Raw genomic sequence first — 12,264 nt, forward strand, 5'->3', positions numbered from 1 at the left:
CTCGGTTGACTCGGCGCTTGCGCCGATCGACGCGAGCGGCTGCCAGGCCATCTCTCACAGGACGAGTAGCGCAGGTCAGCCCGGGTTCGGCTGTCCAAGCGCAGTCGGCGCGGCGAGAGGCAGCCTGGGTGACGCGAGCCCGTAATGATCCGCGGAACACGGCCTAGCGGCGGCGTCCCTGCCCGCCGTACCCCTCTCCGTTCTCGAACTGCTGACGCATCGCGCCCTCCTGCTGCCTCTGGTACTCGTCCGCCATCTGCTGCTGGCGCTCCGAGGCGGCGGCGACCGCACCCTGGGCGGAGTCCATGGCGTCGCGAACGCCCGGCGACGAGCCCAGAGTGGCGCGTGCCGATCCGCCGCCGTTGAGCATCTGGGGCAGCAGCTGCGCGGTGATGAGGGTCGACAGCGCCGAGTTGTCCCCGGACCCCGCCTCGGTCTGCACCACGACAGGGCGCGGAGCCCGTTCGGCCAGGACCGCACCGACGTCCAGGCGTCGCCGGGCCAGCTCGTACTCGAGCACGGCCCGGTTGTCCCGGTAGGCGGTCGCCAGGCGCTGCTGCGCCTTGGCCTCGTTCTCCGCGGCGACCAGGTCGGCCCGTCCCCGCGTCTCGATCTCGTAGCGCACCCGCTGCGCCTCGGTCACCTGCTCCTCCAGCATCTGCGCCACGTCCTTGCGCGCCTTGTTGAGGGAGGCGTTGACCTCGACGATCTTCGCGTCACGGGTCTTCTTGGACCGCTCGATGTCCATGAGCAGGGTGTCGATGCGGCGCTTGCGCGTCAGTTCCCACTCCTGCTCGTAGGCCACCAGCTCCTTGGCGACCCGCTCACGCGTGGCCAGGTGCTGCTGGTACTGGTTGGGAAGCTGCACGTCGGGGATGTTGCAGCCGGTGATCCGCACCCCGTACTTCTCGAGCTGACCGTTGAGGAGGCGGCGCATGTCCTCGACGTTGGAGCCGCGCAGGTCGTAGGCGGACTCGGTGTTCACCTGGCGGCTGCGCTGGCGGATGGCGTCCTGCACGGCACTGGACAGCACCAGGTCGAAGTTGCTGGCGCCGATGATCGTCACGAACCGGATCGGGTCGGTGATCTGGAACTTGAGGAAGAACTCGATCGACTTCAGCGGCACGTTCTCGCGGGTGGGGCAGGCCAGGACCGGGGCGGTGTACGGGATCTCGGTGCGGGTGTCCACCACGAAGTCGACACGGGACCACGGGTGCCACAGGTAGTGGCGCCCCGGGCCGATCGGGCGCACGATCGCGCCGTACCTGGTGAGGATGCCGTGGGTGCCCTCCTCGATCTCGATGATCGAGCCGCGCCACCACCACAGTCCGGCCACGACGATGCTGAGCACGCCGACGATCAGCGTCGGAATGGCGAGGACGGTGTAGGCGATCTCGGCCCCGATCCCTCCGAGGAGGGCGTTGAGGGTCATCATCAACGCCGCGCACAGGGCGAAGAGGCCGAACCAGACCAGGACCATCCAGCGCAGGCCGCGGTTGTCGCGCGGGATGACGACGGGGACGATCGCGCCCTTGTCGCCGCCGCGCAGCAGGCCTGCCAGGTCGCTCCAGGAGGCGAGGGACTCCTTGATGCTGGAGCCGCCACCGACGTTCACGGGCTCACTCATCTACTGACCTCCCTGGTCCGGACCGAAAGCCTGCGGGCCGCGCTGCGACCACGGGGGCAGGGGCGGGTCCTCGGGGTTGTGACGGGGGCTGTCCACGGGCGCCGCGGCGTCGGACGGCGCCGGGGCCGCGTCCGCGCCGGCGGGGTCCTGCGGTTGCTGGGGCGCCTCGGCGAGACGCTCGTCGATGGCCTGCTCCGAGACGGACTGGCGGATCTCCTCCACCAGGTCCTCTCCCGGGTCCTCCCCGGCCGGCTCGCTCCGGGTGCCGCTCTCCTGCGCGATGAGCGAGTCGATCTCCCGCTGGCGCTCGCCGATGCGGCCGCGGATCTCGCCGAGCCGGGAGCGGAGGGCCTCCATGTCCTCCTGGGAGAACAGGGCGGCGTCGGCCTGCCCGATGATCCCCTGCGCGATACGCAGGTAGTCGACGCTGGCCGCGTCGCCGGAGCCGATCCGCAGGACCTGCGGAAGGCTGTCGGCGACGGACTCCAGCTTGTCCAGGAGGCTCTCCCGGAAGCGGTAGTTGAGGATCTCGGGGGCCTCGGCCGCACTGACCGCGCGGATGTCCAGCGCCTGCGCCTGCAACAGGGCGGCGTTGGCGTTGGCCTCGGACTCGGCCTCGACGAAGCGCTGCCGGGCGGTGGACCGCGCCCTGTTGGTCTCGCGCTCCAGGGCGGTGTCCATCTGCGCCTGGTACTGCGCGATGTCCGCCTGGATCGCGGAGAGGGTCTCGTTGAGGGTCGCCAGCTCCTTGTTCAGGTCACCCTCGTTCTGCTCCTTGCGCAGCTGGAGCTCGTACTCGAAGGTGTAGGCGTCCTTGGCGACGCGGACCATCTCCGGCGCCGCCAGGTCCATCCGGTACTCCTGGTTGGAGGGCTCGGCGTGGGTGATGTTGGCGCTGGTCAGCTCGACGATCCCGCTGAACTGCCGGTTGAGCTGGTCCACGAGGCTCTGCGTGTTGTCGCCGACCATGTCGTAGATCGCCGAGGCCTCCTGCTCGTAGACGAGGCTGCGGGTGGTCTCGCTGATCGCGTTGTTGAGCTTCTCCTGGAAGCCGTTCACGCCGCCCAGCGTGTAGACGAAGTCGGTGGCGTTCTTGATTTTGAACTGCACGAACAGGTCGATGGACGCCTGTACTCCGCTCTTGGTGGGAGCCGAGCGGATCGGGGCGTTGAACGGGTACTCGCGGGTGGTGTTGACGATGTAGGAGACGCGCTTCCAGGGGTTGAGGAGCGTGACCCGGCCGGGCTGGTAGATGTTCTCCATCTTGCCGAACCGGGTGACGATCGCCTCGCAGCCCTCCGGGACCATCACCATGCCCTGGCGCCACCACATGAACACGGCGATCGCGAGGGTGATGATCCAGTAGTGGAGGCCGAAGAACGGGTTGATCAGCGGGTTGCCGCCCGCGATGGTCTGCGGCAGGAGAACGGTGACGGCGCCGAAGAGGCCCAGGACGGCGAGCACGATCGCGGGGAGCATCGTCAGGAAGGTGCGGCCCTTGGGGATCACCATCGTGCAGATGACGTGGGTCGGGCCGCTGCGGCCGCGCTCGTAGTAGCTGCGGTTGAGGGCCTCGCCCGCGTTGTTGAGCGAGGTGCTCTTCTGCTCGATCCGGGTACCGACGGAGTCGCCCTGTTCACGGGCGGCGACGAAGTCACGGGGATCGAGGCCACTGCCCTCGGTGGCCTGGGAGGAAGCCTGGTGGAGCGCGTCGGACACCGCCTGGCGCGGGTCGCCCCCTTGGGCGACGGCACCGGCGGCGCCGCGCACGGTCTGCGCGAACGACATAGGCGGGGACTCCTTGGTCGGAGGTGGGGAACTATCCGCTTCGACGCCGCGTACCCCGGCCCGGTTCCAGGTCGGGACCGGTTCCGTACACTGAGGCGCGTTAGGGGACGACCTCAACCTTGTCACGAGCCGCGCCCGAAACCCAGGTGGGGAGTCCGAAGTGTGATGGTCGGCCACTCCTGTGGCATCCCCGGCCACCCGGGTCCCCTCCCCGCGTACGCGCGCCGCGTGGCGCGTTTGCCGGGGCGCGGATAACGTCGGTCCCGCACACACCGCGCCGGCTCCGACCGGGACGAGGAAAGGAAGCACGATGCCTGCGGTACCCAGCGCCGTCCTCACCACCGCGGGCCTGGTCGGCGGCTACTCGGTGGCCCGCACCACGGGCAACCGCCCGCTGGGCGGGGTGGTGCTGGCAGGTTTCGGCGCCGCCGCGTTCGAGACCTGGCGCCGCCGCTCCGGCGTGGGCACGGCGGTCGCGCTCACCGCGGTGTACGTGGCCGCGTTCGGTCTGTCGCATCCACTGGCCAGGAAGGTCGGCTCGTGGCCCGCGGTGCTCGGAGTGACGGCGGCGACCGCCGCGGTCGCCGTCGCCGCGGGGGACCGCGACCGGGACCGAACCGGCCCCTGAGCGGGAACCGGCCGGCTCCGTCGAACGTCAGCCTCCGTGGATGTACGCCTCCAGTTGGGCCCGGTCCTCCTCCAGCACCCGGAGGCGGCTCTTGACCACGTCGCCGATGCTCACGATGCCCACCAGCCTGCCATCGGTCAGGACGGGGACGTGGCGGAAACGGCGCAGGGTCATGACCTCGCCGACGGCCTCCACCGCGTCCTCGGTGGCGCAGGTGTGGACGTTCGCGGTCATGATGTCGGCGACGGGCGCGGTGAGCAGGTCCGGCCCGCGCCGTTCCAGGCCCCGCACGACGTCGCGTTCGGAGACGATACCGATGAGGGTGTCGTCGACGGCCACGGCGGCGGCACCGATGTTGTGACGGGAGAGTTCGGTGAGCAGGGCGGCGACGGTCGTCTCCGGTGCCACGCTCACCACCTCCGAACCCTTGGTCCGGAGGATCGCGGCAATCAGCATGGGACCACCTTCCGCTGATCCGGCGCTCGGTGACGAAGGGCTACCCGGTCCGCTCCCCCGCCAACCCCCCGAGGGGGGCGCCGGGGGCGGCGATCCCCGCCCGCGCGGGCGGAGCCGCCCCGCCGGGGCCGTCGGACGGCAGGTCTCGGGACGCCGCCGGGGGCGGAGGCCGTGTGGTCTCCGCCCCCGGGGGCTGTCCGCGGCCCGGTGTCCGGGTCGTCGGAGGATCAGCTGCAACCGCTGGTGGAGCCGCAGCCCTCACAGGCGTAGCAGCTGCCGGACGGCCGCATCCTGGTGCCGCAGGTGAGGCACAGCGGCGCGTCGGCGACGAACCCCTGGCCTGCCAGCAGATCCGCGGTGGAGTGCGCCTCGGCGGGCGCGGCCGGGGGCGCCTGCGGGGCGGGCGCGGCCGGGACGGCGGGCGCCTCCGCCTCGTGGGTTGCGGCGGACTGGGCGTAGGACTCCACCTGGGCGGCGACCTGGGCGGGGTCCTCGCCCGCGACCTGGGCCTGGCGCTCGGCGGCCGACAGCACCCCCAGGGCAGCGCGCTCCTCGTAGGGCAGGTGGTCCAGGGCCAGGCGGCGGAAGATGTAGTCCACCACCGACTGGGCCATCCGGATGTCCGGGTCGTCGGTCATGCCCGCCGGGTCGAACCGCATGTTCGTGAACTTGTCCACGTAGGTCTCCAACGGGACCCCGTACTGGAGGGCGATGGAGATCGCGATGGAGAACGCGTCCATGACCCCGGCCAGGGTCGAACCCTGCTTGCCGAGCTTCATGAACACCTCGCCCAGGCCGTCGTCCGGGTAGGAGCCCGCGGTGATGTAGCCCTCGGCACCGCCCACGGAGAACGACGTGGTCTCGCTGGGCCGCTTCTTGGGCAGGCGGCGGCGGACGGGGCGGGGGACCTCGACGGTCCGCGCCTCGGGCTCCGCCTCCTTCTTGTCCTGCGACCCGCCCGTGGACAGCGGCTGGCCGACCTTGCAGTTGTCGCGGTAGACGGCGAGCGCCTTCAGTCCGAGCTTCCATCCCTGGTAGTAGATGTGCTCGAAGTCCTCGACCGTGGCCTCCTCCGGCACGTTCACCGTCTTGGAGATCGCACCGGACAGGAAGGGCTGCACTGCGGCCATCATCCGTACGTGGCCCATGGGCTTGATGTAGCGGCGGCCCATCGCGCAGTCGAACACCGCGTAGTGCTCGGGCCGCAGGGTGGGCGCGTCCACGACGTGGCCGTTGGCGGCGACGTACTCGACGATCGCCTCGGCCTGCTCGTCCTGGTAGCCCAGGTTCGCGAGCGCGCGCGGGATGCCCTGGTTGACGATCTGCATCGACCCGCCGCCGACCAGCTTCTTGAACTTGACCAGCGAGAAGTCCGGCTCGATGCCGGTGGTGTCGCAGTCCATCATGAAGCCGATGGTTCCGGTGGGCGCGAGCAGGCTCGCCTGCGCGTTGCGCCAGCCGTTGCGCTCCCCGACCTTGAGGCACTCGGCCCACTCGCGGGTGGCCGCGGTGTGGATCGGCTCCTCCAGGGCGGTGACGGTGCGCAGGTCGTCGTTGGCTGCGGCGTGCTTGCGCATGACCCGCTTGTGCGCGTGCTCGTTGCGCTTGTAGCCGTCGTAGGGACCGACGACCCCGGCGAGTTCGGCGCTGCGGCGGTAGGCGGTGCCGGTCATCAGCGAGGTGACGGCGGCGGCGACGGCGCGGCCGCCCTCGGAGTCGTAGGCGTGGCCGGTGGCCATGAGCAGGGCGCCCAGGTTGGCGTAGCCGATGCCGAGCTGGCGGTAGGCGCGGGTCGTCTCACCGATCTCGTCGGTCGGGAAGTCCGCGAAGGTGATGGAGATGTCCATCGCCGTGATGATCAGCTCGGTGAGCCTGGTGAAGTTCTCGACGTCGAAGGTGTCGTCCTCGCGCAGGAACTTCAGCAGGTTGATCGAGGCCAGGTTGCAGGACGAGTCGTCCAGGGAGAGGTACTCGCTGCACGGGTTGCTCGCGCTGATACGACCGGTTTCGGGGTTGGTGTGCCAGTCCTGGATGGTGCCGTCGTACTGGATGCCGGGATCGGCGCACTCCCACGCGGCCGTGGCCATACGGGTGAACAGGGCCTTGGCGTCCACCGTGGCGACGACCTCGCCGGTGGTACGGGAGGTCAGGCCGAACTCGGAGCCGGTGTCGACCGCGCGCATGAACGCGTCGGAGACCCGGACGGAGTTGTTGGCGTTCTGGTACTGGACGCTGAACATGTCGGCGCCGCCCAGGTCGACGTCGAAGCCGGCGTCGCGCAGGGCACGGATCTTGTGCTCCTCGCGGGACTTGGTCTCGACGAACTCCTCGATGTCGGGGTGGTCGACGTCCAGGACGACCATCTTGGCGGCCCGGCGGGTGGCGCCGCCGGACTTGATGGTCCCGGCGGAGGCGTCGGCCCCCCGCATGAAGGAGACGGGGCCGGAGGCCGTGCCGCCGGAGGACAGCAGTTCCTTGCTGGAGCGGATCCGGGACAGGTTCACACCCGCCCCGGAGCCGCCCTTGAAGATGATCCCCTCTTCCTTGTACCAGTCGAGGATCGACTCCATGGTGTCGTCGACGGAGAGGATGAAACACGCGCTGACCTGCTGCGCCGAGGACGTTCCGACGTTGAACCACACCGGCGAGTTGAAGCTGAACAGCTGGTTGGCGAGGGCGTACTTGAGCTCGTGGTCGAAGATCTCCGCGTCCTCGCCGCCGGCGAAGTAGCCGTGCTCGACACCGGTCTCGGTGTAGACGCCGACGACGCGGTCGATGAGCTGCTTGAGGCTCCACTCGCGCTCGGGGGTACCGACGGCGCCGCGGAAGTACTTGCTCGTCACGATCTGGGTGGCGTTCACGGACCAGGACGCGGGGAACTCCACGCCGCGCTGCTCGAAGTTGACCGTGCCGTCGCGCCAGTTGGTCATGACGACGTCGCGGCGCTCCCACTCCAGGGAGTCGTACGGGTGCGTCCCGGGGGTCGTGAAGACCCGCTTGACCTTCAGCCCCTTGCGATTCCCCTTGCCCTTGCGCCCCGTAGGTCCGCTGGCGGTTTCCGTCATGGTGGAGTCCCCCTACCTCATGGGCACGGCCTGCCCAACCGTGCCCGGTGTTCTTGGAATACGGGACGGACAGGTCGGAGGATGTCCCCCGCGGTGTCCGTCCCGCCCCGGCGGCGCCCCGCCCGCGGCCTCCCGGCCGCAGGGGCGCTACCCGGTGGTCGTGCTGCTCTCGGGGAGGGCGGACCCGTCGCGGGCCGTCGCGTCGCCGTCCTCGGACTCGCGGTCGCGCCGCAGGCTGGCGATCTCGGACTCGAAGTCGGCGAGGCTCTCGAAACCGCGGTAGACGCTGGCGAAGTGCAGGTAGGCGACCTCGTCCAGATCCCGCATGGGACCGAGGATGGCCAGTCCGATCTCATGGGCCGGGACCTCGGCGACGCCGCGTCCGCGTATCTCCTCCTCGACCTGCTGGCCGAGCTTGGCGAGGGCGTCCTCGGAGACGGGGCGGCCCTGGCAGGCCCGGCGCACCCCGGCGATGATCTTGGTGCGGCTGAAGGGCTCGGTGACCCCGGAGCGCTTGGCGACCATCAGCAGGACGGTCTCCTGCGTGGTGAAGCGGCGCTCGCACACGGGGCAGGAGCGGCGGCGCCTGATGGCCGCGCCGTCGTCCGTGGACCTGCTGTCGATCACCCTGGTGTCCGGATGACGGCAGAACGGACAGTGCATCCTGGTTTACCTGCTTCCCTCACCACATCGACACCCTGTACCTCTACTAAACCACAACTCCTGGGCAATTCATCCCGCGAGAGCACCAGATGTTGTGGTCGAACCTAGGTGCAGCAAGGGGTGCCCCGCAACCCGGCGACCGGCGTGTCCCGTGCGCGGGCACGCGGTGGCGAAGGTTCGCCGCCGACGGCGGCACGGAGTGGGTTCCAGGGGGGCGCCGGGCCGCCCCGGGGGCGGTCGGCACCGATGACAAGAATAGCGGCGCGGGCCCCCGGCATCCGCTGCCCCGGCGGCCTGTCGTGCCCGAAAGTGCGCCCCACGAGGAGGTTTCGCCCCGATGCCGGGGATTCGGGAGACCAGTCCCACATCCCGCCGGAACCGCCTTCGGAGGACACGTGTTCGCGCATTCCGGGGACAACACCACGTGACCACGTGTACACACGTCAGTAGAGGCCGGAAATTGACCGCGGAAAAACGCGGGACAATGGCCTGACGTCTCGAACGCTTGTTTGATATCACCGTGCGCAACGTCTAATGTTGGCTGTGATTTCCCACTGGTTTCGACACCGCGCGGACCCCAGGTCGGCGCGGTCGCGAACCGGTGGCGGCCAGTCACGCAATCAGGCCCTGACCGAACCGAATGCCGAGGAGGCCCGGCCGTGCCGGAGGAGAATCCCGGAACCACAGATTCCGCCACCGTTCTCACCGCAGTGGGGAACACGGGCGGATCCACACCCGAAGCCCCCAAACTCACCGCGCGACAGCAGAGTGTCCTGAACTGCATCCAGCGGTATGTGCGTGAGCGGGGCTTCCCCCCGTCGATAAGGGAAATCGGAGAAGCGGTCGGCCTCTCCAGCCCCTCCAGCGTGGCCCACCAGCTCAAGGTCCTCCAGCGCAAGGGCTACCTGCACCGCGACCAGAACCGACCCCGGGCCGTGGAACTGCGCTCCCCCGGCCGTTCCTCCGGTCAGACCGTGACCCCCGAGGACATCGACCCCTCGCGCGCGGCCGCCGTTCCGCTGATCGGCCGGATCGCCGCCGGCGGTCCCATCCTCGCCGAGGAGTCGGTGGAGGACGTGCTCGCGCTGCCGCGCCAGCTGGTCGGCGAGGGCCGCCTGTTCATGCTCACCGTCGTCGGCGACTCGATGGTCGACGCCGCCATCACCGACGGCGACCTGGTCGTGGTCCGCCAGCAGCAGGACGCCAACAACGGAGACATCGTGGCGGCCCTGCTGGACGACGAGGCGACCGTCAAGGTGCTGCGCCGCGAGGAGGACGGCCACGTGTGGCTCATGCCCCGCAACGACGCCTACGAGCCGATCAACGGAGACGCCGCCACCGTCCTGGGCAAGGTCGTCGCGGTCATGCGCCGCGTCTGACCCGCTCCCCGCACAGCCTGCCCCGCGCCTCCGGCACCGTCCCCCGACGGACCGGGGGCGCCGTGCTGCGCCCTCCGACCCGGACCGGCCCGCCCCGGGGCCCCTTGCGCGAAAGCGGCCCCGCGCGCGTCCGACAGGGCTGTGGACGACGGGGGTCCGTGCGGTGGGAGCGCTAGGCTGGGAGGGTGCCCACACCACTCTCCTCCCCCGTCGCCAGACCGCGCGCCGCTGTGGCCGGCGGTGTCCTCGCCGTCCTGCTCTCCGCCGCCGCCTGCACTCCGGCCGACGACGGCGGGGCCGAGGCGCCCGGTGTCGCCGGCGTCGAGCGCGAACTGACCTTCGCGGGCGGCGGACACGAGGTGTCCGCTTCCTTCCGCGCTCCGCACGGCGCCTCCGAGCGGGTCCCCGGTGCGCTCATCATCTCCGGCAGCGGCCCGACCGACCGCGACGGCAACGCACCCGCGCGACCCGACGCCGAGACCAACTGGAACCTGTCGCGGGTGCTCGCCGACGCCGGTGTGGCCTCACTGCGCTACGACAAGTTCGGCAGCGGCCCGGACCCCCAGATCGAGGAGGAGACCGGCCCCGGCGGCGTCCGGAGGATCACCCCCGTGGACCCCGAGGTCTTCGACCGGCAGGTCGTGGCGGCCTACGAGGAACTCCTCGCGCAGCCGGAGGTGGACCCCGGGCGCGTGGTGGTCGTCGGGCACAGCGAAGGCGCCCTGTACGCCCTGCGCGCCCACCAGCTCATCGGCTCCGGGCTCCCCTCGCCCGCACTGGTGCTGGCCGCCCCGCCGGGCACCCGCTACCTGGACCTCCTCGACCGACAGGTCACCGAGCAGATCCGCCTGGCCGAGGGTGCGGGCCAGATCGAGGAGGCGGAGGCCGTCCAGATCCTCTCGGACGTGCGGGCCGGGCGGGCCGCGATCAGGGGCGGGCGCGACATCACGTCGCAGGACGGCGACCAGTTCGGCATCTACACCCCCTGGAACGCGGGCTTCCTCTCCTTCATGGACGGCCTGGACCCCGTCGAGCTGGGGCGGGACCTGCCGGAGGGCACACCGGTCCTGGTGCTGTGGGGGGAGGACGACGCCCAGGTCTCCCGTGGGGACGTCGACCGGCTCATGACCGGGTTGGAGGGCGCCGAACGCGTGGACCTGCCCGGCACCGACCACGTCCTCCGGGCCTACGAGGACGAGCCCGGAGCGGCGGTCCTGGACGCGGACAGACCCTTCGCCGAGGGGGTCTCCCCCGCGCTGGAGGAGTTCCTCGGCAACGCCTGGTAGCGTCCCGCCTCCGGGGCCCCGGCCGGTGCGTACCGGCGCCCGACCACGGGTCGGGCGGTCACCGGGCGCATGTCGGCGCGGTCGCGGGGCGTGCGGAGTCGCCGCCCCCTCACTCGGGGACGGACTCCGGGAGCGCCTCGACCACGGCCAGCGCGAGCGCCTCGGCGTCCGCGACGATCCGCTCCTCGTCGGCCGGTTCGGACGCGTCGTAGCCGGCCGCGACGCTGTAGCAGGACTCCAGGTACAGGTTGGAGACCCTGGTCCCCACACAGCCGACCGTGAACGGGTCTCCGCGGGTCCAGCGCACCGCCTCCTCGCCGATCCCGTCCAGTGCGGTGGTCTCGTACTGTTGCGTGGTCGCGCGCATGTTGTCGGCGGAGGTCGTCACCCCGCCCGGGTCGGGCGCGGCCACCAGCACCAGCGTCGCCGTGGCCGGCACGGCGTCTCCGGGGCCCTCCGGGGTCGCCCAGCGGCACTGCCACCCGGACCCGGCCGGGTCCTCCGGGGCGCCGATCGGCTCGTCCAGCTCCAGTTCGTGTCCGGGCACCAGGGCGTCCAGTGTCCCCGTCGCGACCGAGGCGCACTCGGGCGCCGCCTCGTACTCGCCCCTCTCCGGGGAGTCCCGCGTGACGACGTACCAGATCGCACCGGCCGCGAGCACGAGCAGGACCAGCGCGGCCGCGACCACGCCCGCCGTCGCGCAGCCCCTGCTCTGCGGCTGCGCCGAGGACACGACCTCGGGAGGGGGACCGTACGGGGGCCGCTGGGGGTACTGCGCGCTCACAGGGACGCCCCGATCTGTCCGGCGAACTCGGCGGCCAGCTCCGCGGCGTCGTCGGGGTCGACCGGGTCGTCCCCGGCCAGTCCCGCGTAGGACACCCGCACGAGCAGGTTGTCGCTGTGGAAGACGAGTTCGGCGGTACCGGGCACCTGTCCGGGCCACACCCGGCCCTCGCCCCCCGGCAGGGCGACCGCGTCCGTGCGCGCGGGCAGCAGGGCGCTGTGGGCCTCGGCCGCGCGTTCGGCGCCGGTCACCGGTTCCTCCCCCGTGGCGTCGGTGAAGAGAGCGGACACGTCCACCCGCAATGTTCCCCGGTCGTCCCCGTCGGAGGTTCCGGCCGAGTTCCACACGCACACGAGGTTGTCACCGCCCTCCAGGGGGCCCTGCTCCCGGGGGTCCGCGACCGCTCCGGGCATGCGCTCCGCGAGGAGCTCGTCGGTGACGGCGTCGCAACCTGTCGCCGCGGTGTGCACGTCACCGCTCTCGGGCACGGCCGGGTCGTTCCCGGACAGCCACAGCCCGCCGCCGATCGCGACCGCGGACAGCACCGCCGCACCCGCACCGATGACGGCCACACGCACGAGGGGACCC

General features: G+C 71.1%; 10 protein-coding genes. 3 read left to right on the plus strand and 7 right to left on the minus strand.

Features of this window, described 5'->3' with window-relative positions; all coding sequences use genetic code 11:
• Nucleotides 1–163: 163 nt before the first annotated feature.
• Nucleotides 164–1,627, minus strand: a complete 1,464-nt coding sequence (locus ACFWTE_RS00750) for an SPFH domain-containing protein (protein ID WP_378776518.1) — start codon at nt 1,625–1,627, stop codon at nt 164–166.
• The gene (locus ACFWTE_RS00755) at nt 1,628–3,415 is read right to left on the minus strand and encodes an SPFH domain-containing protein (protein WP_378776520.1); all 1,788 of its coding nucleotides are present in this window, start codon (nt 3,413–3,415) and stop codon (nt 1,628–1,630) included.
• A 310-nt stretch (nt 3,416–3,725) separates the two neighbouring features.
• On the opposite strand from ACFWTE_RS00755, the gene ACFWTE_RS00760 reads away from it, so the two are divergent.
• Nucleotides 3,726–4,043: a hypothetical protein gene (locus tag ACFWTE_RS00760; protein WP_378776522.1), complete on the plus strand. Its 318-nt coding sequence runs from the start codon at nt 3,726–3,728 to the stop codon at nt 4,041–4,043.
• Nucleotides 4,044–4,070: 27 nt separating this feature from the next.
• On the opposite strand, the gene ACFWTE_RS00765 is transcribed toward ACFWTE_RS00760, so the two are convergent.
• The 3 genes from ACFWTE_RS00765 to nrdR form a co-directional block, all read right to left on the minus strand.
• Entirely contained in the window at nt 4,071–4,499 is a 429-nt protein-coding gene (locus ACFWTE_RS00765; protein WP_378776523.1) for a CBS domain-containing protein, read from the minus strand.
• Nucleotides 4,500–4,726: 227 nt separating this feature from the next.
• Nucleotides 4,727–7,564 carry a vitamin B12-dependent ribonucleotide reductase gene (locus ACFWTE_RS00770; RefSeq protein ID WP_378776525.1) on the minus strand — a complete coding sequence of 946 codons (2,838 nt, stop codon included), beginning with the start codon at nt 7,562–7,564 and terminating at the stop codon, nt 4,727–4,729.
• 147 nt (nt 7,565–7,711) lie between these two features.
• Nucleotides 7,712–8,227 carry a transcriptional regulator NrdR gene (gene nrdR, locus ACFWTE_RS00775; protein WP_378776527.1) on the minus strand — a complete coding sequence of 172 codons (516 nt, stop codon included), beginning with the start codon at nt 8,225–8,227 and terminating at the stop codon, nt 7,712–7,714.
• A gap of 659 nt (nt 8,228–8,886) precedes the next feature.
• On the opposite strand from nrdR, the gene lexA reads away from it, so the two are divergent.
• Both lexA and ACFWTE_RS00785 read left to right on the plus strand, forming a co-directional pair.
• Nucleotides 8,887–9,606, plus strand: a complete 720-nt coding sequence (lexA, locus tag ACFWTE_RS00780; RefSeq protein ID WP_378776529.1) for a transcriptional repressor LexA — start codon at nt 8,887–8,889, stop codon at nt 9,604–9,606.
• A 185-nt stretch (nt 9,607–9,791) separates the two neighbouring features.
• Nucleotides 9,792–10,892 carry an alpha/beta hydrolase family protein gene (locus tag ACFWTE_RS00785; protein WP_378776531.1) on the plus strand — a complete coding sequence of 367 codons (1,101 nt, stop codon included), beginning with the start codon at nt 9,792–9,794 and terminating at the stop codon, nt 10,890–10,892.
• A gap of 109 nt (nt 10,893–11,001) precedes the next feature.
• On the opposite strand, the gene ACFWTE_RS00790 is transcribed toward ACFWTE_RS00785, so the two are convergent.
• Together ACFWTE_RS00790 and ACFWTE_RS00795 are read right to left on the minus strand one after the other, a co-directional pair.
• Complete coding sequence (locus ACFWTE_RS00790) at nt 11,002–11,676, minus strand: hypothetical protein (RefSeq protein WP_378776533.1); 675 nt, start codon at nt 11,674–11,676, stop codon at nt 11,002–11,004.
• A complete protein-coding gene (locus ACFWTE_RS00795) occupies nt 11,673–12,248 on the minus strand; it encodes a hypothetical protein (protein ID WP_378776535.1) in 576 nt (191 codons plus the stop codon). The genes ACFWTE_RS00790 and ACFWTE_RS00795 overlap by 4 nt, the downstream gene beginning before the upstream one ends.
• Between the last annotated feature and the right edge of the window lie 16 nt (nt 12,249–12,264).

Source organism: Nocardiopsis sp. NPDC058631, from assembly GCF_042716955.1.
Lineage (GTDB): Bacteria > Actinomycetota > Actinomycetes > Streptosporangiales > Streptosporangiaceae > Nocardiopsis.